Source organism: Cellulomonas sp. GTC20042 (genome assembly GCF_055389595.1).
In genome coordinates this window covers 893,396-913,132 of record NZ_AP043678.1, presented here as the reverse complement: position 1 = coordinate 913,132, position 19,737 = coordinate 893,396, and the positions used below count along the sequence as shown (strand labels likewise).

Annotated in this window: 20 protein-coding genes; 6 read left to right on the top strand and 14 right to left on the bottom strand. The window is 74.0% G+C overall.

The annotated features are described in order from the left end of the window. Nucleotides 1-110: 110 nt before the first annotated feature. The 8 genes from ACZ5HG_RS04315 to ACZ5HG_RS04280 all read right to left on the bottom strand — a co-directional run bounded on the left by ACZ5HG_RS04315 (nt 111) and on the right by ACZ5HG_RS04280 (nt 7,256). The gene (locus ACZ5HG_RS04315; RefSeq protein WP_464180604.1) at nt 111-1,151 is read right to left on the bottom strand and encodes a zinc-dependent dehydrogenase; all 1,041 of its coding nucleotides are present in this window, start codon (nt 1,149-1,151) and stop codon (nt 111-113) included. Then, nucleotides 1,148-1,654, bottom strand: a complete 507-nt coding sequence (locus tag ACZ5HG_RS04310) for a PTS sugar transporter subunit IIA (RefSeq protein WP_464180603.1) — start codon at nt 1,652-1,654, stop codon at nt 1,148-1,150. The genes ACZ5HG_RS04315 and ACZ5HG_RS04310 overlap by 4 nt, the downstream gene beginning before the upstream one ends. After that, a complete protein-coding gene (locus ACZ5HG_RS04305) occupies nt 1,644-1,955 on the bottom strand; it encodes a PTS lactose transporter subunit IIB (protein WP_464180601.1) in 312 nt (103 codons plus the stop codon). Before ACZ5HG_RS04305 ends, ACZ5HG_RS04310 begins: the two co-directional genes overlap by 11 nt. After that, complete coding sequence (gene mtlA / locus ACZ5HG_RS04300; protein ID WP_464180600.1) at nt 1,952-3,187, bottom strand: mannitol-specific PTS transporter subunit IIC; 1,236 nt, start codon at nt 3,185-3,187, stop codon at nt 1,952-1,954. Before mtlA ends, ACZ5HG_RS04305 begins: the two co-directional genes overlap by 4 nt. A 151-nt stretch (nt 3,188-3,338) precedes the next feature. Further along, entirely contained in the window at nt 3,339-4,397 is a 1,059-nt protein-coding gene (gene pfkB / locus ACZ5HG_RS04295) for a 1-phosphofructokinase (protein WP_464180599.1), read from the bottom strand. Continuing rightward, nucleotides 4,394-5,155: a DeoR/GlpR family DNA-binding transcription regulator gene (locus ACZ5HG_RS04290; RefSeq protein WP_464180598.1), complete on the bottom strand. Its 762-nt coding sequence runs from the start codon at nt 5,153-5,155 to the stop codon at nt 4,394-4,396. The genes pfkB and ACZ5HG_RS04290 overlap by 4 nt, the downstream gene beginning before the upstream one ends. Nucleotides 5,156-5,499: 344 nt before the next feature. Continuing rightward, the gene (locus tag ACZ5HG_RS04285; RefSeq protein WP_464180596.1) at nt 5,500-6,624 is read right to left on the bottom strand and encodes a GuaB3 family IMP dehydrogenase-related protein; all 1,125 of its coding nucleotides are present in this window, start codon (nt 6,622-6,624) and stop codon (nt 5,500-5,502) included. A 77-nt stretch (nt 6,625-6,701) separates the two neighbouring features. Continuing rightward, nucleotides 6,702-7,256, bottom strand: a complete 555-nt coding sequence (locus ACZ5HG_RS04280) for a type 1 glutamine amidotransferase domain-containing protein (protein ID WP_464180595.1) — start codon at nt 7,254-7,256, stop codon at nt 6,702-6,704. A gap of 193 nt (nt 7,257-7,449) precedes the next feature. Between ACZ5HG_RS04280 and ACZ5HG_RS04275 the strand changes: the two genes are divergently transcribed. Then, nucleotides 7,450-8,238: an exonuclease domain-containing protein gene (locus tag ACZ5HG_RS04275; protein ID WP_464180594.1), complete on the top strand. Its 789-nt coding sequence runs from the start codon at nt 7,450-7,452 to the stop codon at nt 8,236-8,238. 95 nt (nt 8,239-8,333) lie between these two features. Further along, nucleotides 8,334-9,929 (top strand): helix-turn-helix domain-containing protein, encoded by a 1,596-nt coding sequence (locus tag ACZ5HG_RS04270; RefSeq protein ID WP_464180593.1) that lies wholly within the window; start codon nt 8,334-8,336, stop codon nt 9,927-9,929. An 85-nt stretch (nt 9,930-10,014) separates the two neighbouring features. Here the strand turns inward: ACZ5HG_RS04270 and guaB are convergent, their stop codons facing one another. The 3 genes from guaB to ACZ5HG_RS04255 all read right to left on the bottom strand — a co-directional run bounded on the left by guaB (nt 10,015) and on the right by ACZ5HG_RS04255 (nt 13,534). After that, the gene (gene guaB, locus ACZ5HG_RS04265; protein WP_464180591.1) at nt 10,015-11,544 is read right to left on the bottom strand and encodes an IMP dehydrogenase; all 1,530 of its coding nucleotides are present in this window, start codon (nt 11,542-11,544) and stop codon (nt 10,015-10,017) included. Between the two features lie 103 nt (nt 11,545-11,647). After that, on the bottom strand, nt 11,648-12,331 hold the full coding sequence (locus ACZ5HG_RS04260; RefSeq protein ID WP_464180590.1) for a LuxR C-terminal-related transcriptional regulator: 684 nt from the start codon (nt 12,329-12,331) through the stop codon (nt 11,648-11,650). 84 nt (nt 12,332-12,415) lie between these two features. Beyond that, nucleotides 12,416-13,534 (bottom strand): MerR family transcriptional regulator, encoded by a 1,119-nt coding sequence (locus tag ACZ5HG_RS04255; protein ID WP_464180589.1) that lies wholly within the window; start codon nt 13,532-13,534, stop codon nt 12,416-12,418. A gap of 306 nt (nt 13,535-13,840) precedes the next feature. On the opposite strand from ACZ5HG_RS04255, the gene ACZ5HG_RS04250 reads away from it, so the two are divergent. Next, nucleotides 13,841-14,134 (top strand): WhiB family transcriptional regulator, encoded by a 294-nt coding sequence (locus tag ACZ5HG_RS04250; protein WP_464180587.1) that lies wholly within the window; start codon nt 13,841-13,843, stop codon nt 14,132-14,134. 177 nt (nt 14,135-14,311) lie between these two features. Here ACZ5HG_RS04250 and groES read toward each other — a convergent pair whose 3' ends face one another. Beyond that, nucleotides 14,312-14,608, bottom strand: coding sequence for a co-chaperone GroES (groES, locus tag ACZ5HG_RS04245; RefSeq protein WP_464180586.1), 297 nt, complete (start codon nt 14,606-14,608; stop codon nt 14,312-14,314). A gap of 221 nt (nt 14,609-14,829) precedes the next feature. Here groES and ACZ5HG_RS04240 point away from each other — a divergent pair, with 221 nt between their 5' ends. Both ACZ5HG_RS04240 and ACZ5HG_RS04235 read left to right on the top strand, forming a co-directional pair. Continuing rightward, nucleotides 14,830-16,035 (top strand): THUMP-like domain-containing protein, encoded by a 1,206-nt coding sequence (locus ACZ5HG_RS04240; protein WP_464180584.1) that lies wholly within the window; start codon nt 14,830-14,832, stop codon nt 16,033-16,035. Next, nucleotides 16,032-17,180 (top strand): glutamate--cysteine ligase, encoded by a 1,149-nt coding sequence (locus ACZ5HG_RS04235; protein ID WP_464180583.1) that lies wholly within the window; start codon nt 16,032-16,034, stop codon nt 17,178-17,180. Before ACZ5HG_RS04240 ends, ACZ5HG_RS04235 begins: the two co-directional genes overlap by 4 nt. Before the next feature lie 10 nt (nt 17,181-17,190). Here the strand turns inward: ACZ5HG_RS04235 and ACZ5HG_RS04230 are convergent, their stop codons facing one another. Together ACZ5HG_RS04230 and tsaD are read right to left on the bottom strand one after the other, a co-directional pair. Beyond that, nucleotides 17,191-17,847, bottom strand: coding sequence for a hypothetical protein (locus tag ACZ5HG_RS04230; RefSeq protein ID WP_464180582.1), 657 nt, complete (start codon nt 17,845-17,847; stop codon nt 17,191-17,193). Between the two features lie 37 nt (nt 17,848-17,884). After that, the gene (gene tsaD / locus ACZ5HG_RS04225) at nt 17,885-18,943 is read right to left on the bottom strand and encodes a tRNA (adenosine(37)-N6)-threonylcarbamoyltransferase complex transferase subunit TsaD (RefSeq protein ID WP_464180581.1); all 1,059 of its coding nucleotides are present in this window, start codon (nt 18,941-18,943) and stop codon (nt 17,885-17,887) included. Nucleotides 18,944-19,075: 132 nt separating this feature from the next. Between tsaD and ACZ5HG_RS04220 the strand changes: the two genes are divergently transcribed. After that, entirely contained in the window at nt 19,076-19,723 is a 648-nt protein-coding gene (locus ACZ5HG_RS04220) for a malonic semialdehyde reductase (protein ID WP_464180579.1), read from the top strand. Nucleotides 19,724-19,737 lie beyond the last annotated feature (14 nt).

Below are 19,737 nucleotides of genomic sequence, written 5' to 3'. Positions count from 1 at the left end.
TTGCTGAGACACGTGTCGGGGTGATCGTCCCCCGTGGACGTCCTGCTGCCAAGGGCCCGGGCACGCCGGCGGTGTCTCGGGCACCGCCCGCGCACCCGGGCCCCGGGTCCTCACGGCTCGATGGTGACCTTGATCGCCTCGCCGCGGGACACGATCCCGATCCCGTCGAGCACCTGCTCCAGCGGTAGCCGGTGGGTGATCAGGTCGTCCACCGGCACGGCGCCGGTGGCGATCAGGTCGAGCGCCCGCTTGTTGTGGTCGGGGCTGGAGCCGTTCGCGCCGATGATCATCAGCTCGCGGTAGTGCACCAGGTTGGAGTCCAGCGCGATGATCGGGTCGTCCTTCGGCAGGCCGCCGAAGAAGCTGATCCGTCCGCCGCGGGCCACCATCTGCACCGCCTGCTCCTGCGCGCGCCCGGAGGCCGCCGCCGTGATCACCACGTCAGCGCCGCGCCCGCCGGTGAGCTCCAGCACGCGGGCCACCGGGTCGACCTCGCTGCCGACGACCGCCTCGTCCGGCTGCACGCGCTGCGCCGCCAGCTCCAGCCGCTCGCGCGACAGCTCGACCAGGAACACCCGGCGCGCGCCCCGCGACCGCGCCAGCCGCACGTGCAGGCAGCCGATCGGGCCGGAGCCGATCACCACGACGTCGTCGCCCTTCTCGACCCGCACCAGCTCCTGGGCGTTGAGGGCGCAGGCCAGCGGCTCGGCCACCGAGGCCTCCGCGTAGGAGACACCGTCCGGGATCCGGTTGAGCCCGTCGACCTTGAGCACGTTCTCCGGCACCACCATGTACTCGGCGAAGCCGCCGTCGAAGTGGTAGCCCATCGACACCTGGTTCGGGCAGATCGTCATGCGCCCGGCGCGGCACTCGTCGCACTCGCCGCACGGGATCGCGGCGATCACCTGCACCCGGTCGCCCTGCACCCAGCCCGGCACGTCCGCGCCGACCTCGACCACCTCGCCGGCGATCTCGTGGCCCATCACCCGCGGCGGGTCGATGTGGTGGTGGCCGAACTTGGAGATCTTCACGTCGGTGCCGCAGGTGGAGCAGGCGCGCACCCGGATCTTCACCTCCCGGGGCCCGGGCGTGGGCTCGGGGGCGTCCTCCAGGCGGATGTCCCCGGGGGCGTGGAACCGTGCGACTCTCATGACACTCCTTCGTGCGTGGTGACGTCGTCCGCCGGGTCGGCGGGCGTGAGCAGGGCGAGGACCTCGTCGGCCGTGGTGGCCGCGCGCAGGCCCGCCGCCCGCTCCGGCTCGAGCAGGATCTGAGCCAGCTCGGCGAGGATCGCGATGTGCCCGTCGCCGGTGGCGGCGATGCCGATCGCGAGGGTGACCGGCGCGCCGTCCCAGTCCACCGGCTCGGCGAACCGGACCACCGCGAGCGCGTCGCGGAGCACGTGCGCCTTGCCGCCGAGGGTGGCGTGCGGGATCGCGACGCCCTCGCCCACGTAGGTCGAGATCGACTCCTCGCGCTCGACCATCGCGGGCACGTAGTCCGGAGCCACCGCCCCGACCTCGACGAGCACCTCGCCGGCCAGGCGGACCGCGGCCCACTTGTCGGCGGCGTGCCCGTCGAGGCGGATCGCCTCGCGGGAGAGGAGCGCGGCGACGTCCGGGGTGGCGGCGTCCGAGGCGGGCTCAGCCGACATCGATCGTCGTCCCGTCCTTGATCGCGGTGACGACCCTGGTCACCGCGGGGTCGCCGAGGAACAGCGCGAACGGCACCACCGGCACGCCCGGCGCCTGCGCGCGGGCCCGGTCGGCGAGACCCTGGTGGGTGAGGACGACGTCGGCGTCGGCGGGGATCTCCGCCACCGGGGTGTGCTGCACCTCGACCTGGGTCGTGGCCAGCTGCTTGCGCACCGTGGAGGCCAGCATCACGCTGCTGCCCATCCCGGCGTCGCAGGCGACGACGAGCTTGCGGACGGCGGAACCGTCGATGGTGGTCATGCGAGTCCTCCAGCGGTGTCGGGACGGGCGGTCGGACGGGCGGCCTGGGCAGACACCCGCGCAGGGGTCTCGGCGGCCGTGCTCGCGACGACGGTCGCGTCGGCGTCGGCGCGCGCCGGGGTGCCGGGCTCGGCGGGCTCCGCCTCGGCCTTCTCTCCGCGCCCGAAGCCGAGCAGCACGGCGGCGACCGCGAAGGTCACGGCGGTGGCCACCGTGACGCCGGCCAGCATCGGCAGGATCCCGCCGCGGGGCGTCATCGCGAAGTAGGCGAAGATGCTGCCCGGCGAGGGTGAGGCCACCAGGCCGGCGCCGGTCACGATGAACGTGAGGATGCCGGAGGCGGCACCGAGGATCGTCGCGGCGATCATCTTCGGCTTCATCAGCACGTACGGGAAGTAGATCTCGTGGATGCCGCCGAAGAAGTGGATGACGATCGCGCCCGGCGTCGACGCCCGCAGCGCGCGGGGGCCGAAGAACATGAACGCCAGCAGCAGGCCGAGGCCGGGGCCGGGGTTCGACTCGAGCATGAACAGGATCGAGCGACCGGTCTCCTCGGACTGCGCGGTGCCCAGCGGCGTCAGCACGCCGTGGTTGATCGCGTTGTTGAGGAACAGCACCTTGCCCGGCTCGATGATCAGCGAGGCCAGCGGCAGCAGGCTGTGGTCGACCAGCCAGCCGACGCCGCTCTCCGCCCAGCCCATCAGGCCGCTGACCACCGGGCCGATCCCGAAGAACCCGCCGACGGCCAGCGCCGCGCCCGCGATGCCCGCGGAGAAGTTGTCCACCAGCATCTCGAAGCCGGCCGGGGTCTTCGGCTGGAGGACGCCGTCGATCTTCTTCTGCACCCAGGCGGCGAGCGGGCCCATGATCATCGCGCCGAGGAACATCGGCGTGCCGGCGCCCACGATCACGCCGATGGTGGCGATGGCGCCGACGACGCCGCCGCGGTGGCCGTGCACCATCTTGCCGCCGGTGAACGCGATCAGCAGCGGCAGCAGGTAGGTGATCATCGGGCCGACCAGTCCGGTGTAGGCCACGCCGTCCGCATCGGTGCCGAATCCGCCGAGCGCGCCGACCGGCAGCCAGCCGGTCTCGATGAACAGGGCCGTGATCAGGCCCCATGCGATGAACGCGCCGATGTTCGGCATGACCATGCCGGCGAGGTAGCCGCCGAACCTCTGGACGGAGGCCTTGACCCCCGTCCCCGTCACCCGGGGTGTGTAGTCGCTCATGTCTGGTACTCCCTCGTGCCAGCTCGTCGTGGTCGGCGTCGTCGCCGAGATGCTGCGGTGGTGCGGGTGGAGCAGGTGCTGCGGGTGGATCTCCGTGCGTTGCGGTGCGTCGTGCGGGCCGTGCGCGGGTGCGCGGCGGGCCCGCGTGGGATCAGGGGGCTGCGGCGGGCTGCGTCGCAGCGGTGGCGGTGGCGTCGGCCGGCACCTCGACGGGAGCGGGCGCAGCGGCGGTCGCCGGGGCGTCCGGCACGGGCTCGTGCAACGGCGCGGTCAGCCGGGTCGGGTCCTGCGGGTGGGCGTCGATCGTGACCGTGGCGGCGGCGACGTCCTCCGGGCGGGGCATCCGGGACCCCGGCAGCCGGACCGCCGCGGAGCCCCAGGCGAGCCCCGCGGCCAGCGCGTGCTCCACCGGGGCGGCGGCCAGCGTGGCCGAGAGGAACCCCGCGAGCAGGGCGTCCCCGGCGCCGACGGTGCTGCGCGGGTCGTGCACCGGCGAGCGCCCGCTGACCAGGTGCGGCCCGTCGACCAGCAGCGCGCCGTCCGCGCCCAGGCTGACCAGCACCCGGCCGACGCCGCGGGCGTGCAGGTCGCGCGCGGCGTCCACCACGTCCTGCCGGCAGACCAGCGCCCGCCCGGTGACCTCGGCCAGCTCGGAGGCGTTCGGCTTGATCAGGTCGGGACCGGCGTGCACCGCCTGCGCCAGCGGCTCACCGCTGGTGTCCACCGCGACCCGCAGGCCGGCGGCGCGCAGCCGCTGCACCATCCGCGCGTAGGTGTCGGCGGGGGCGCCCGGCGGCAGGCTGCCGCACAGCACCACCCAGTCGCCGGGGGCGGCCAGGTCGAGCGCGTGCCCGAGCACCTGCCCCAGCTCGTCGGCGGTCAGCGCCGTGCCGGGCTCGTTGACCTTTGTCACCGTGCCGTCGGCCTCGGCGATCGTGATGTTCGACCGGGTGCGCCCGGACACGTGCACCAGCTCCGTGGCGACGCCCTCGGCCTCCAGCAGGTCGACGAGCTGCTGCCCGTCCCCGCCGGCCACCGGCAGCACCGCCCGGGACGGGACGCCGTTGGCGAGCAGCGCCCGCGTGACGTTGACGCCCTTGCCGCCCGGGTCCAGGTGCGTGCCGCCGGCGCGGAGCACCTGCCCGCGCACCAGGTGGTCGAGCTCGACCGTGCGGTCCAGGCTCGGGTTGAGGGTGACGGTGACGATCATGCGCGCACCACCCGCGGTCCGGCGGCCTCGATCTCGTCCGCGAGCTCGGGCTCGACGCCGGAGTCGGTGACCACCGCGTCCACCGCCTGCAGCGGGGCGACGCGCGCCAGGTCGGCGCGCCCGAACTTCGAGTGGTCGGCCAGCACGACGGTGCGGCGGGCCGAGGCGACCAGCGCCCGCTTCACCGCCGCCTCCGCGAGGTCCGGCGTGGTCAGCCCGTGCTCGACGGTCAGGCCGTTGGTGCCGACGAAGGCGACGTCCGCGTGGATGTCCGCCAGCGAGCGCAGCGCCCAGTCCCCCACCGCCGCGAGCGTCCGGCCGCGGACCGTGCCACCGACCAGGTGCAGCGTGAGGTTCGTGCGGGTGGCGACGACCGTGGCCACCGGCAGCGCGTGCGTGACGACGGTCAGCTCGCGGTCGGTCGGCAGCAGCTCGGCCAGCCGGACGGTGGTGGTGCCGGCGTCCAGGATCACCGACCCGCCGTCGGGCAGCTCGTCCAGCGCCGCCTTGGCGATCCGCTCCTTCTCGCCGGCGAGCACGCCCTCGCGATCCGCCAGACCGGGCTCGATGCCGAGGCGCTCCACCGGGATCGCCCCGCCGTGCACCCGGCGCAGCAGCCCGTGCCGCTCCAGGGCGGTGAGGTCGCGGCGCACCGTCTCGGGCGTGACGTCGAGGTCGCGCGCCAGACCGGCCACGTCGACACGGCCCTCGCGCCGCGCGACGGCGAGGATCTGCTGGTGTCGCTCCGTCGCGTACACGTGATCTCCGTCCGGTTCGGTCCGGGTCACGCCACCATGCGTGCCCCACGGCGGACATCTTGGTCACAACCGGACACGATGTCAACCAACCCGGGCCAATTCGGGCCCATCCGGACATCCGTTCCGGACACGCGCGCGTCCGCGACCCCTCGCCCGCGCCCGGCAACCCCTCCGCCGAGAGTGCACGAATGCAGGCTTCACGCCGCGCGAAGCGTGCTTTCGTGCACTCTCGACGCAGATCGCGCGGCGCAGATCACGCACGCAGATCGCACGCACGCAGGCAGGAACGACCGCGCGCGCGGGCCCGGGCAGGGTCCGCGCGCGCGGTCGTGCGAGAAAGAGGGTCAGCGGGGCTGGTACGGCGAGACGACGACCTCGACGCGCTGGAACTCCTTGAGGTCCGAGTAGCCGGTCGTCGCCATGGCCCGGCGCAGCGCGCCGACCAGGTTGACCGTGCCGTCGGCGGTGGAGCCGGGACCGAACAGCACCTGCTGGAGCGTGCCGGCCTGCCCGACGTGCACCCGCTCGCCACGCGGCAGGTGCGGGTGGTGCGCCTCGGAGCCCCAGTGGAACCCGCGACCGGGCGCCTCCTCGGCGCGCGCGAGGGCGGCGCCGAGCATCACCGCGTCGGCACCGCAGGCGACGGCCTTGACCAGGTCGCCGGAGCGCCCGACGCCGCCGTCGGCGATCACGTGCACGTAGCGGCCGCCGGACTCGTCCAGGTAGTCGCGCCGGGCCGCCGCGACGTCCGCCACGGCGGTCGCCATCGGGGCGTGGATGCCGAGCGAGACCCGGGTGGTGTGCGCGGCGCCGCCGCCGAAGCCGACCAGCACGCCCGCGGCGCCGGTGCGCATGAGGTGCAGCGCCGCCGTGTAGGTGGACGCGCCGCCGACGATCACCGGCACGTCGAGCTCGTAGATGAACCGCTTGAGGTTGAGCGGCTCCGCGTGGCCGGAGACGTGCTCGGCGGAGACGGTGGTGCCGCGGATGACGAACAGGTCGACGCCCGCGTCCACCACGGCCTTCCACAGCTCCTGCGTGCGCTGCGGGGACAGCGCGCCGGCCACGGTCACGCCCGCGTCGCGCACCTCGCCGACGCGCAGCCGGATCAGCTCGGGGTCGATCGGCCGGGAGTAGATCTCCTGCATCTTCGCGGTGGCCTCGGCGGGGTCCAGCGCGGCGATCTGCTCGAGCAGCGGCTCCGGGTCCTCGTAGCGGGTCCACAGGCCCTCGAGGTCCAGCACGCCGAGGCCGCCCGCGCGCCCGAGGGCGACGGCGGTGGCGGGGCTCATCACGGAGTCCATCGGCGCGGCGAGCACCGGCAGGTCGAAGTGGTAGGCGTCGATCTGCCAGCCGACGGAGACCTCCTCGGGGTCGCGGGTGCGCCGGGAGGGCACCACCGCGATGTCGTCGAAGGAGTACGCGCGCCGTCCCCGCTTGCCGCGGCCGATCTCGATCTCGTTGCTCACCGGCCCAGGCTACCGGCGCGGACGCCCGAGGGCGGGGCGCGTCCCGCCCAGCGGGCCGGCGAACGACCACCGAGGCGTCAGCCCGCCACCGCCTCCACCACGGCCGCACCGAACGCCGGCAGGTCGTCGGGGTTCCGCGAGGTGATGAGCGTGGCGCCGTCGATCGCGGAGACGACGACCTCCCGGTCCACCCAGGTGGCGCCGGCGTTGCGCAGATCGGTCGCCAGGCTCGGGTAGGAGGTCAGCGTCACGCCGTCGACCGCGTCGAGCTCGGTGAGGATCCAGGGGCCGTGGCAGATCGCGGCGACCGGCTTGCCGGCGGCCAGCACCGCGGCGACCAGGGTGCGCGCGCCGTCCAGGGTGCGCAGCGTGTCCGCGTTCACCGTGCCGCCGGGGATCACCACCCCGTCCAGGTCGTCGACGGAGACCTCCTCGAACGTGCGGTCCACCGGGTACTCGCCGGCAGGGTCGAGGTCTCCTCGCACAGCACGCACGGTGCCCGGCTCCGCGGACACCAGCAGCGCGGTGCCGCCCTCGGTGACCACGGCCTGCCAGGGCTCGGTGAGCTCCGGCTCCTCGATGCCGCGGTCGCTGGTCAGGAACGCGACGGTACGACCGGTCAGGCGGCCCATGACGTCTCCTCTCGTCGGTGCCCCCGGCGCACGAACCGGGATCCTCCGGGTCGATGCGGTCGCCGCGGGCTCTGCCCCCACCCTCACCCGCGGGGCCGCGCACCGCATCCCGGCACGCACCGCGACAGGCCGGGCCGAGGTCCCGTGGCGTGTGGGCGGCCGGTGCGATGCTGGCCGCGAGGAGGGGACGCACATGACCTGGACCGACGGACCGCTGCTCGGCTTCGACACCGAGACCACCGGCGTCGACGTCGACCACGACCGGATCGTCACGGCGGCGCTGGTGCTCCGGGACGCCACGGGCACCCACGTGCGGACCTGGCTGGTCGACCCGGGCGTGCCGATCCCGGAGGCCGCCTCGGCGATCCACGGCATCACCACCGAGCACGCCCGGGAGCACGGCGTGAGCCCCGCCGAGGCGCTGGAGGAGATCGCCGCGCAGATCGCGGACGCGCTGGCGACCGGCACCCCGGTGGTCGCGTACAACGCCTCCTACGACCTGTGCCTGCTGGAGGCCGAGCTGCACCGGCACGGCCTGCCGACGGTGGAGGACCGGCTCGGCGGCGCGGCGCGCCCGGTGATCGACCCGCTGGTGCTGGACCGCGCGGAGGACCGCTACCGCTCGGGCAAGCGCAAGCTGGTCGACCTGTGCGGGGTGTACCAGGTGGTCGACACCGGCTCGCTGCACACCGCGGACGTGGACGTGGTGGCGACGCTGGACGTGCTGGAGCGGATCGTCGGGCGCTTCCCGCACCTGGGCGACCTCGACCTGGTCGACCTGCACGACTACCAGGTGACCGCGCACCGCGCGTGGGCGGAGGCGTTCAACGCCTGGCGGGCCGAGCGCGGGTACGACGGCCCCGGCGCGGAGACCGTCTGGCCCAGCCGGGGCACGCCGGCCCGCATCCCGACGACACGCCGCAGGGTCGACCCCGGGCCGATGCCGGCGGGCCGCCCGGTCCAGGACAGCCTCATCGCCTGACCAGCCCTGACAGGGCCGTCGAACTCAGATCTGAGATTCGATGTGGCCCGCGTGCACGGAATCTCCCCATCTCTCCCCGAGCGCGTATCTCATCCATGAGTTACGGTGACGGCGTGACCGTGACCACTGACAGCACCTCGACGGGTTCGATCCCGATCGTCCGCACGCTCCCCGAGCAGCTCGCGCACGTGGGCTCGCTCGTCCGCTCGGCCCGCCAGCACCGCGGGCTGACCCAGATGCAGCTCGCCGAGCTGCTCGGCACCAGCCAGTCGGCGGTGCACCGGATCGAGCAGGGCGCGCAGAACGTCAGCATCGACATGCTGACCCGGATCGGCGCCGCCCTCGACTCCCCCATCGTCACCATCGGCGGCCCGCAGCGCACCCACCTGCGCGTGCACGGCGGCCAGAAGCTCTCCGGCCGGATCGACGTCAACACCTCCAAGAACGGCGCCGTCGCGCTGCTGTGCGCGAGCCTGCTCAACCGCGGCACCACCCGGCTGCGCAACGTCGCCCGGATCGTCGAGGTGGACCGGATCGTCGACGTGCTGCGCTCCGTGGGCGTGCGCGCCACCTGGTCGACCGACGGCCGCGACCTGGAGATCGTCGTCCCGCGCGACCTCGACCTGGACGCGATCGACGTGGACGCCGCCGTGCGCACCCGCTCGATCATCATGTTCTTCGGCCCGCTGCTCTCGCAGTACCCGACCTTCGAGCTGCCCTACGCCGGCGGCTGCGACCTGGGCTCGCGCACCGTCGAGCCGCACATGATCGCGCTGCGGCCCTTCGGCCTGAACGTCACCGCGACGCAGAGCCGCTACCACGCCGTCGTGACCGACCCGGGCGCCACCGACCTGTCGATCGTGCTCACCGAGCGCGGCGACACCGTCACCGAGAACGCGCTGATGGCCGCCGCCCGCCGCGAGGGCGTCACCACGATCCGCAACGCCAGCCCGAACTACATGGTCCAGGACCTGTGCTTCTACCTGGAGCTGCTGGGCGTGCGGATCGAGGGCATCGGCACCACCACCCTGCGGGTGCACGGCAAGGCCGAGATCGACGCCGACGTGGAGTACGCCGTCTCGGAGGACCCGGTCGAGGCGATGAGCCTGCTGACCGCGGGCATCGTCACCGGCTCGGAGATCACCGTGGGGCGGGTGCCGATCGAGTTCATGGAGATCGAGCTCGCCACGCTGTCCGAGATGGGCCTGCGCTACACGCTGTCCGGCGAGTACACCGCCCGCAACGGCCGCACCCGCCTGGTCGACATCACCGTGCACCCCAGCGACCTGCACGCCCCGCTGGACAAGATCCACCCGATGCCGTTCCCCGGCCTGAACATCGACAACCTGCCGTTCTTCGCGGTGATCGCGGCCGGCGCCGAGGGCACCACCCTCGTGCACGACTGGGTGTACGAGGGCCGGGCGATCCACCTGACCGACCTGACCCGCCTCGGCGGCGACGTGCGGCTGCTGGACGCGCACCGGCTCCAGGTGACCGGCCCGACCCGCTGGTCCGGCGCCGAGGTGTCCTGCCCGCCGGCGCTGCGGCCCGCCGTCGTGATCCTGCTGGCGATGCTGGCCGCCAAGGGCACCAGCGTGCTGCGCGACGTGGACATCATCGCCCGCGGCTACGAGCAGCTCCAGGAGCGTCTGGTGCAGCTCGGCGCGCAGATCGAGACCTTCCGCGACTGAGGTCGCGCAGGACGACGACGGGGCCGGGTGCATCACGCACCCGGCCCCGTCGTCGTCCGTGCGGACGATCAGACGGTCCGCCTGATCAACGGACCGTGTAGTTCGGCGACTCGGAGATCATCTGCACGTCGTGCGGGTGCGACTCCTTGAGCCCCGCCGGGGTGATCCGCACGAAGCGGCCGCGGGCCTGGAGCTCCGGGACGGTGCGCGCACCGACGTAGAACATCGACTGGTGCAGGCCACCGACCAGCTGGTGCGCGACGGCCGCGAGCGGGCCGCGGTAGGGCACCTGGCCCTCGATGCCCTCGGTGATGATCTCGTCGTCGGACAGGTCGCCCTGGAAGTAGCGGTCCTTGGAGTACGACCGGCGGTCGCCGCGGGACTGCATGGCGCCGAGCGAGGCCATGCCCCGGTAGCGCTTGAACTGCTTGCCGTTGACGAACACCAGGTCGCCCGGGGACTCGTCGCAGCCGGCGATCAGGCCGCCGATCATCACCGAGTCCGCACCCGCGACCAGCGCCTTGGCGATGTCGCCGGAGTACTGCAGGCCGCCGTCCGCGATCACCGGCACCCCCGCGGGCTTCGCGGCGAGCGAGGCCTCGTACACGGCGGTGACCTGCGGGACGCCGACACCGGCCACCACACGGGTGGTGCAGATCGAGCCCGGGCCGACACCGACCTTGACCGCGTCCACGCCGGCCTCGACCAGCGCCTGCGAGCCCTCGCGGGTGGCGATGTTGCCGCCGATCACCTGCACGTGGCGGGTGGCGGGGTCGGACTTGATCCGGCGGACCATGTCGAGCATCAGGCGGGCGTGCCCGTTGGCGGTGTCCACGACCAGCGCGTCGACGCCGGCCTCGACCAGCGCGGTCACCCGGTCCCAGGCGTCCCCGAAGAAGCCGACCGCGGCACCGACGACCAGGCGCCCGCTCGCGTCCTTGGTGGCCAGCGGGTACTGCTCGGACTTCACGAAGTCCTTGACGGTGATCAGGCCCTGGAGACGGCCGTCGGCGTCGACCAGCGGCAGCTTCTCGACCTTGTGCTTGCCGAGCAGCGCGGCGGCGTCGTCGTTGGAGATGCCGACCGGACCGGTGATCAGCGGCATCGACGTCATGGTGTCGCGCACCTTGCGGGTGGCGAACTGCTCGCCGGGCACGAACCGCAGGTCGCGGTTGGTGATGATGCCGAGCAGGCGGCGGTCGTCGTCCACCACCGGCAGGCCGGAGACGCGGTACTTGGCGCACAGCGCGTCGAGCTCGGCGAGCGTCGCGTCCGGGCCGACGGTGACCGGGTCGGTGACCATGCCGGACTCGGAGCGCTTCACCAGGTCGACCTGGTGGGCCTGCGCCTCGATCGACAGGTTGCGGTGCAGGATGCCGATGCCGCCCTGCCGGGCCAGCGCGATGGCCATCCGGGACTCGGTGACGGTGTCCATCGCGGCCGAGACCAGCGGGATCGACAGGGAGATCTCACGCGTGAGCCGGGTCGTGGTGTCGACCTCGCTCGGGATGACGTCGGTCTCTCCGGGGAGGAGCAGGACGTCGTCGTAGGTGAGACCGATGAAGCCGAACGGGTCGGCGGGTGCGGAGGAGCCAGGGGTGCCCAGGTCGGTCATCTCCCGATGATACGGCGCGCGCAGGAGGGGCCCGAACCCGGTCCCCCCCGGACGGGGGACCTCCGTGACGCAGGTCTCGCGGGTCGGCCCCGCGGTCAGCGCGTCAGCGGATCAGGCCGCGCCGCAGACCGATCGCCACGGCCTGCGCACGGTCGGCGGCGCCGAGCTTGCGGAACAGCCGGCGGGCGTGCGTCTTGATCGTGTCCTCGGACAGGAACAGCTCCTGGCCGATCTGCGCGTTGGACCGGCCGTTGCTCATGCCCACCAGCACCTCGACCTCGCGCTTGGTCAGCGAGACCTCGTCGCGGCCGGTGCTCTGCACGGGCAGCTCGGCGCGGGTGGCGACCGGCACCGGGCCGGTGTGCGCCTGGCCGTTCAGCGCGACGACCTCGGCCGGAGCCGGGGCGCCGGACGGCAGGGCCGGGCTGGCCAGGATGTGCGCGGCGACGGCGGCGAGCTCGGCCCGGCCGACGTCGGGGGCCAGGTAGCCGCGGGCGCCGAGCGCGATGGCACGGTCCAGGGCGATCTCGTCCCCCGGCACCGCGAGCATCACGATCGTGGACTGCGAGGGCACGGCACGCAGCCGACGGATCGCCTCGACCGGGCCTGGCGACGGCAGGTGCGCGTCCAGCAGCACGATCGTCGGCGGCACCCGCCGGGCGAGGGTGATGAGCTCGTCGACCGACCCCGCCGCACGCACCGGCGCCAGTGAGGGCACGCCGAGCGCCGTCAGGACGATGCGCTCACGCACCGCCGTCGATCCGTGGCACACCACGACGCCCGCCATCGACCTCCGCCTCTCGCCTGCTTCGATACCGGATCCTTCCAGCGGAACCGGCACTCTTTACTATCGGCCGGAAAGCGCCTGACGTTAGCCGCGCACACCCGGCAGATCGGCGACGACCGCCAGCACCTCGTGCAGCAGCCCCGCGAAGGTGCGCACCCGGTGCACCTGGTGGCCGAGCGGCACCGCGGAGGCGGCGGCGTCCGGCACCATCACGTACACCGGCAGGTCGGGACGGCCCTCGGCCAGCGCGGCCACCATGTCCAGATCGGGCGCGGGCACCTCGCTGGTGAGGACCACCGCCGAGGGGCTGGTCATGGTCGCGATCTCCAGCAGCCGGTGCCTCCCGGTGGGGCCGGCCACCACCCGCGCGTCGACCCCGGCGTCGGCCAGCGCACCGGCCAGCACGTGCAGCGCCAGCGGGCGCGGCTCCCCCGGCGCGGCCAGCATCAGCACGATCCGGCGGCGGGACGGGTGACGCGGCACGTGGTCGGCCCGGTCGCGGAGCACCGCGAGCGCCGTGGCGACCACCAGCGCGTCCGGCTCGTCGCCGGGGCGGGCGAGCACGGTGCGGGCCGCGATGCCGGCGCGGGCCGGGACCACCAGGGCGGACCACCAGGCCGACAGGTCGCTGTCGGCGGGCAGGGCGAGCAGCCGGCGCACCTCGGCGGCGTCGCCGCGCAGGGCCGCGTCGATCACGGCGGTCGGGGTGGCGGGGACGGCGGGGGCCGCCGCGGGGAACGGGACGGTGCCGTCGTCGTCCGCGCGCGGGTCCTGCGCGGGCTGCGGGTCGGGCACGGCGGTGAGGTGCCGCACCGGGCGGACCACCTCGGGCAGCGCGGAGAGCGCGGTGGTGCGAGCGACCCGGGCGGCCTCGGCGGGTGCGACCCCGTCCAGGGTGAGCGCGCGCATGGCCATCAGCCGGGCGAGGTCGGCGCCGGAGTACCGGCGGTGCGCACCGGCGGCGTGCTCGGAGGGGCCCAGACCGTAGCGGCGGTCCCAGGTGCGCAGGGTCGCGGGTGCCACGCCGAGCCGGCCGGCGACCGCCGCCACCGTGAGGGTGGGGCCGTCGGGTCCGTCGGCGGTGTCGGCCACCGACTCATCGGGGCGCACCGGGTCGACAGCGGGGTCGGCCGGCATCGCGGCCCGGCCGTCGCCGTCCGCACCCCGTCCGCCCCGCACGCTCCTGCCGTCGCTCTCCTGCATCGTGCTCGTCTCGTCCTCGTGCCGTGTCCCCCCGGCCCTGGGCAGATCGTGCCAAGGATCTGGCGCGGTTTCCAGCGGGCGCACGGGGGTCGTGCCGAGCAGATCCGGGAGAACCGCGCCAGCCCCCCACAACGATCGATCCACCCGACCACGCCACATCCTGCGACGACACGGTCTTGAACAACTTCTGGCGCGGTTGTACTGTCTCGGACATCGCCGGTCGCACCGGCCCGTGGGCTCGCCCCTGCGGGACAGGCGCTGCGGGCGGGCGATCGACGACTGCACAACCCCAGCAGGAGGAACGACATGGCTGAGATCTCGCGTCTCCCCGGCCCCGTGATGGAGCTGTGGGAGTGGCAGTACCAGGGCGCGTGCCGTGACGCCGACGACACCCTGTTCTTCCACCCGGAGGGCGAGCGCGGAGCCGCCCGCCGGCGCCGCGCCGAGGCGGCTAAGGCGATCTGCGCGACCTGCCCGGTGATCGACGCCTGCCGCGAGCAGTCGCTGGCGGTCCGCGAGCCCTACGGGGTCTGGGGCGGCCTGTCGGAGGACGAGCGCGCCGCCGTGCTGGCCGAGCGCGCCGCCGCCAGCGCGGTCTGACCCACCCGGCCGCGCAGGAGCGCCGGCCCGCACGACCAGGCGGCGGCCCCGCGGTGCGATACCGCAGGGCCGCCGCCTTCGTGCTGCCTGCCCCGCGCCGAGGGATGCACGCACGACGAAGGCCCCCACCGTTCGCCGGTGGGGGCCTTCGTCGTCAGCGGCAGGAGCCGCCGGGTGTCACTTGGTGACGACCGCCAGGATGTCGCGGGCGGAGAGGATCAGGTACTCCTCGCCGTCGTACTTGACCTCGGTGCCGCCGTACTTGCTGTAGATGACCTTGTCACCGACGACCACGTCGAGCGGGACGCGGTTGCCGTTGTCGTCGATGCGACCCGGGCCCACGGCCAGGACCTCGCCCTCCTGGGGCTTCTCCTTGGCGCTGTCCGGGAGAACCAGACCGGACGCGGTCGTCTGCTCCGCCTCGAGCGTCTTGACGACGATGCGGTCCTCGAGCGGCTTGATGGAGACCGACACAGCGGACCTCCCCTTCGCGTGTGAGTGCTGCCAGATGTCTGCGGTCGCTCCGCGGTGACCACCGTCGTCGCGGGTGCCGGCGGTCGTGCGGGGCGTTGGCACTCTCGCGGGGAGAGTGCCGACATCAACTCTAGGAACCCGTTAGCACTCGGTCAAGGCGAGTGCCAACGACGCTCACGACGGGTACCCGTCGGCCCACCCCGGCGTGCGAGGATCGCCGCATGGACTCCGCCGGCCTCGCGAAGCTGCTCAGCCCCGACGGCTGGGCGCTGCTGTCAGCCCTGCCGCCCTACGACGAGCAGCAGGCCATGGCCCTGTCCGAGCGGCTGCGCCGGGACGGCTTCGACGCCGACCTGGTGGCCGCCGCGCTCACCCAGTCGCGGCTGCGCGCCAAGGCGCACGACAAGCTCGGCGAGTTCGCCGACGGCATGCTCTTCACCCCCGCGGGCCTGGAGCAGGCCACCCGCCTGGTGGTCGCCGCGCACCACGCCCGCCGCTACGTCGCCGCCGGCGTCACCCACGTGGCCGACCTCACCAGCGGCCTGGGCGCCGACGCGATGGCGATGGCCGGCATGGGGCTGCGGGTGCTCGCGGTCGACGCCGACGAGACCACCGCCGCGCTGGCCACGGTCAACCTGCGGCACTTCCCCGAGGCCGTCGTGCGGCACGGCGACGGCCTGGCGGTCGACCTCGTGGCCGAGGGCGTCGACGGCGTCTACGCCGACCCGGCCCGACGCACCTCCGGCGGCAGCCGCGTCTTCGACCCCGCCGCCTACGCCCCGCCGCTGGACTCCGTGCTCGCCGTCCGCGAGCGCGTCCCGGCCCTCGGCCTCAAGCTCGGCCCCGGCGTCCCGCACTCCGCCCTGCCCGAGGACGCCGAGGCGCAGTGGGTCTCCGTCGACGGCGACGTCGTCGAGCTCGGCCTCTGGTTCGGCCCGCTGGCCCCCGACGGCCCCGGCCGCAGCGCGCTGCTGCTCACCTCCCTCGGCGGCAGCAGCGTCGTGCGGCGCCACGCCGGCGAGGACCCCGAGCCGCCGCAGGTCGGCCCGGTCGGCGCCTACCTGTACGAGCCGGACGGTGCTGTGATCCGTGCCGGGCTGGTCGCCGAGGTCGCCGCCGAGGTGCGCGGTCGGCTGCTGGACCGCACGATCGCCTACGTGACCTCCGACGCGCTGCAACCCACCCCGCACGCCACGGTGTACCGGGTGCTCGACACGCTGCCCTTCGGCCTCAAGCGGCTGCGCGCCTACCTGCGCGAGCGGGATGTCGGTTCGATCACCATCAAGAAGCGCGGCACCGCCGTCGTCCCGGAGCAGCTGCGCCGCCAGCTCGACCTGCGCGGCTCGCAGCCGGCGACGATCGTGCTCACCCGGGTGGCCGGCCAGCAGCAGGTGCTGCTGGTCGAGCACGTGGGGCAGCTCGGATGACCACCCCGGCACGACTCGACTTCGCGCCGTCCGCGCGATCGTCCGTCGGGATCGAGTGGGAGCTCGCCCTGGTCGACGCCGACTCCGGCGACCTGCGGCAGGTCGCGCAGACCGTGCTGGACGCGGTCCGGCCCGCCGACGGCGGCGAGCACCCGGCGATCCGGCAGGAGCTGCTGCTCAACACGGTCGAGGTGGTCTCCGGTGTGTGCCGCACGGTCGGGGAGGCCGGTGCCGACCTCCAGCGCGCCGTGGACGAGGTGCGCACCGTCACCGACCCGCTGCGCGTCGAGCTCATGTGCGCCGGCACCCACCCGTTCGCCCGCTGGGCGCAGCAGAAGGTCACCGACAAGCAGCGCTACGCCACGCTGATCGACCGCACGCAGTGGTGGGGCCGGCAGATGCTGATCTACGGGGTGCACGTGCACGTCGGGATCGAGGACCGCGACAAGGTGCTGCCGATCTCCCGCGCGCTGATCACCACCTTCGCGCACCTGCAGTCCCTGTCGGCGTCCAGCCCGTTCTGGGGCGGCAAGGACACCGGCTACGCCTCCAACCGCGCGCTGATGTTCCAGCAGCTGCCGACCGCCGGGCTGCCGTTCGCCTTCGACCGCTGGGAGCAGCTCGAGGCCTACGTCGGCGACATGCTGCACACCGGCGTGATCGACGCCTTCGACGAGGTGCGCTGGGACGTGCGCCCCTCCCCGCGCTTCGGCACGATCGAGACCCGGATCTGCGACGGCTCCCCCACCCTGCTCGAGGTGACCGCCCTCGCCGCGCTGACGCACTGCCTGGTCGAGCACTTCTCCACCCTGCTCGACCGGGGCGAGACCCTGCCGACGGTGCCGCCGTGGTTCGCGCAGGAGAACAAGTGGCGCTCGGCGCGCTACGGCATGGACGCGATCATCATCACCAACGCCGCCGGGGACGAGGAGCTGGTCACCGATGCCGTCAGCCGGCTGCTGGTCGACCTGGAGCCGGTGGCCGAGCGGCTCGGCTGCACGGCGGAGCTGGACTCCGTGCGGGTGATCCTGCGCAAGGGCGCCTCGTACCAGCGTCAGCGCGCCGTCGCCCGCCGTCACGCCGGCGAGCTGGACGCCGTGGTGGCGTCCCTCGTCGCCGAGATGCGCGCCGGCCGACCCCTCTAGGCCCTCGCGGTCAGCGCCAGTCGGCGGGCCAGTCGGGCTCGACCTCCCAGGACAGGCTCGCCACGACGGCTGCGCCGAGCCGCTCGCGCTCGGCGTGGTCGCGCCGCGTCATCACAGTGACCAGGAACGCCCAGCCCAGGCGGTCCAGGTGCCACTCGGTGATCATCCAGCCGTTCTGGTGGCCCAGGCCGTTCACCACCACCGGGCCGGGGGCGAGCAGGTGCTCCTGCGGCGGGCCGACCGGCGCCCAGCCCCGCCACCGGCCCCGGCCTGCGGGCTCCCGCCCGGGGCGCTCGGCAGCGGCACCGGTGGCCGCGACCGGCCCGAGCACCCGGAGCTGGAGCACGCCGTGCTCCCCCAGCGCGACCTCCCGGACCAGGGCGGTCGCCTCCTCGTGGGGCGGGCGCGCACCGTGCGGGGTGCCGGGCAGCCAGGCCGTGAACCCCGGTCGCCCGGTCGGCGCGGCGGGCACGGAGACACGGGTGGCGGCTGCACCGGTGGCCGGCGGCACCGGGACGCTCACGGTGACCGGGGTGCGCTGCCACCCGGCGACCGGGACGGCCCGGTCGACCGGCGCCGGCCGACCGACGGCGCGGCGCAGCCCTCCGAGCACCGTCGGCGCGAGCAGCACGCCGAGCGGGATCGCCAGCACCAGCAGCCACTCCACGCCGGTCACCGTAGCGGTCCCGGACCGCCCGAGGACCTCAGACCGTGACGACGTCCATCGGCATGGTGGAGTCCACCGGGATCGTGAAGTCCGAGGCCGGCAGGCCGCGCCGGACCACCGCGGCGCCCAGGGCGGCGATCATCGCGCCGTTGTCGGTGCAGTAGCGGATCGGCGGGATGCGCAGATCGATCCCGGCCTCCGCGCACCGCTGCGCCGCCATCTCGCGCAGCTGCGAGTTCGCGGAGAACCCGCCGCCGACCACCAGCGTGGACACGTCGTGCCGCCGGCAGGCCGCGATCGTCTTGGCGGTGAGCACGTCGGCGACGGCGGTGGCGAAGGAGGCGGACACGTCCTCCAGCGGGATCGGCTGCCCGGCGTCCTGCCGGGCCTCCACCCAGCGGGCCACCGCGGTCTTGAGCCCGGAGAAGGAGAAGTCGTCGGCGTGCTTCTCCTGGTCCTTGGCGGCCGTGAGCCCGCGCGGGAACCGGATCGCGGTGGGGTCGCCCTCGCGCGCCAGCCGGTCGATGTGCGGGCCGCCGGGGTAGGGCAGGCCGAGCAGGCGGCCGACCTTGTCGAAGGCCTCGCCGGCGGCGTCGTCCAGCGTGGAGCCGAGCTCGTGCACACCGGTGACGATGTCGTCCACCAGCAGCAGGCTGGAGTGCCCGCCGGACACGACCAGCGCCATCACCCGGTCCGGGAACAGCCCGTCGACCAGCTCGTCCACCGCCGCGTGCCCGATCACGTGGTTGACCCCGTACAGCGGCACGTCCAGGCCGTAGGCCAGCGCCTTCGCGGCGGCGGTGCCGACGGTCAGCGAGCCGACCAGGCCGGGCCCCGCGGTGACGGCCACCGCGTCGATGTCCCGCAGGGTCACCCCCGCGGTCTCCAGCGCGCGGTCGAGCGTGGGGATCATCGCCTCGAGGTGAGCGCGCGACGCGATCTCGGGGATGATCCCGCCGAAGCGCGCGTGCTCCTCCATCGAGGAGGCCACGGTGTCGACCAGCAGCTCGCTGCGGTCGGCGTGGGCACGGACCAGCGCGACGCCGGTCTCGTCGCAGGACGTCTCGATCCCCAGGACCAGCGGTGCGTCGGGCATGGGGCCAGGATAGGTCGTCGGTGCCCGGTCGGCCGCCTCGGGACCGGCCCGTGAGCAGCCCGGCGGGCCCGGTGTGACATGGTTCACTGAGGCAACGGGAATCGCCGGGAGTCGTTGCGGATTCAACGAGTTATGAGCATCGACACCGCACCGTCCACCGCCCCGGTCGCGACCCGCGTCCCGGACGAGATCACGGACCTCGTGTTCCGCCAGGCCCGCACGGTCAACACCTTCGCCGACGGCGAGGTCACCGACGAGCAGATCCGCGCCGTGTGGGACGTGGTGCGCTGGGGGCCGACCGCCCTCAACTCGCTGCCGCTCCGGCTGCTGCTCGTCCGCTCCCCCGAGGCCCGTGCGCGCGTCGTCGCCCACCTCGGCGAGGGCAACAAGGCCAAGACCGAGCGCGCCCCGCTGACCCTCGTGCTCGCGGCCGACCTCGACTTCCACGAGAACCTGCCGCGTCTGGCCCCGCACATGACCGGTGCCCGCGAGAACTTCGCGCAGAACGTCGACACCCGCGCGCGGATGTCCCGCGACAACGCCTTCCTCCAGGCCGGCTACCTGATCGTCGGCCTGCGCGCCGCCGGGCTGCACGTCGGACCGATGACCGGCTTCGACAACGCGGGCCTGGACGCCGAGCTGTTCGCCGGCTCCCCGTGGCGCTCGATCATCGTCGCGAACGTCGGCACCGCCCCCGCGGACATCGACGGCTTCCCGATGCCGGCCTCGCACCCGCGCCAGGGCCGCCTCGACTTCGAGGACGTCGCCCGCACGGTGTGAGCCCCTGCGGCCCT

What these genes read in the sequence shown, in the direction of transcription:
- ACZ5HG_RS04250 (WP_464180587.1), top strand. Translation starts at nt 13,841, where the DNA reads ATGGCTGAGATCTCGCGTCTCCCCGGCCCCGTGATGGAGCTGTGGGAG.
- ACZ5HG_RS04315 (WP_464180604.1), bottom strand. Translation starts at nt 1,151, where the DNA reads ATGAGAGTCGCACGGTTCCACGCCCCCGGGGACATCCGCCTGGAGGAC.
- ACZ5HG_RS04255 (WP_464180589.1), bottom strand. Translation starts at nt 13,534, where the DNA reads ATGCAGGAGAGCGACGGCAGGAGCGTGCGGGGCGGACGGGGTGCGGAC.
- ACZ5HG_RS04275 (WP_464180594.1), top strand. Translation starts at nt 7,450, where the DNA reads ATGACCTGGACCGACGGACCGCTGCTCGGCTTCGACACCGAGACCACC.
- ACZ5HG_RS04280 (WP_464180595.1), bottom strand. Translation starts at nt 7,256, where the DNA reads ATGGGCCGCCTGACCGGTCGTACCGTCGCGTTCCTGACCAGCGACCGC.
- ACZ5HG_RS04235 (WP_464180583.1), top strand. Translation starts at nt 16,032, where the DNA reads ATGACCACCCCGGCACGACTCGACTTCGCGCCGTCCGCGCGATCGTCC.
- guaB (WP_464180591.1), bottom strand. Translation starts at nt 11,544, where the DNA reads ATGACCGACCTGGGCACCCCTGGCTCCTCCGCACCCGCCGACCCGTTC.
- pfkB (WP_464180599.1), bottom strand. Translation starts at nt 4,397, where the DNA reads ATGATCGTCACCGTCACCCTCAACCCGAGCCTGGACCGCACGGTCGAG.
- ACZ5HG_RS04310 (WP_464180603.1), bottom strand. Translation starts at nt 1,654, where the DNA reads ATGTCGGCTGAGCCCGCCTCGGACGCCGCCACCCCGGACGTCGCCGCG.
- ACZ5HG_RS04260 (WP_464180590.1), bottom strand. Translation starts at nt 12,331, where the DNA reads ATGGCGGGCGTCGTGGTGTGCCACGGATCGACGGCGGTGCGTGAGCGC.
- mtlA (WP_464180600.1), bottom strand. Translation starts at nt 3,187, where the DNA reads ATGAGCGACTACACACCCCGGGTGACGGGGACGGGGGTCAAGGCCTCC.
- ACZ5HG_RS04270 (WP_464180593.1), top strand. Translation starts at nt 8,334, where the DNA reads ATGAGTTACGGTGACGGCGTGACCGTGACCACTGACAGCACCTCGACG.
- ACZ5HG_RS04220 (WP_464180579.1), top strand. Translation starts at nt 19,076, where the DNA reads ATGAGCATCGACACCGCACCGTCCACCGCCCCGGTCGCGACCCGCGTC.
- ACZ5HG_RS04240 (WP_464180584.1), top strand. Translation starts at nt 14,830, where the DNA reads ATGGACTCCGCCGGCCTCGCGAAGCTGCTCAGCCCCGACGGCTGGGCG.
- ACZ5HG_RS04305 (WP_464180601.1), bottom strand. Translation starts at nt 1,955, where the DNA reads ATGACCACCATCGACGGTTCCGCCGTCCGCAAGCTCGTCGTCGCCTGC.
- tsaD (WP_464180581.1), bottom strand. Translation starts at nt 18,943, where the DNA reads ATGCCCGACGCACCGCTGGTCCTGGGGATCGAGACGTCCTGCGACGAG.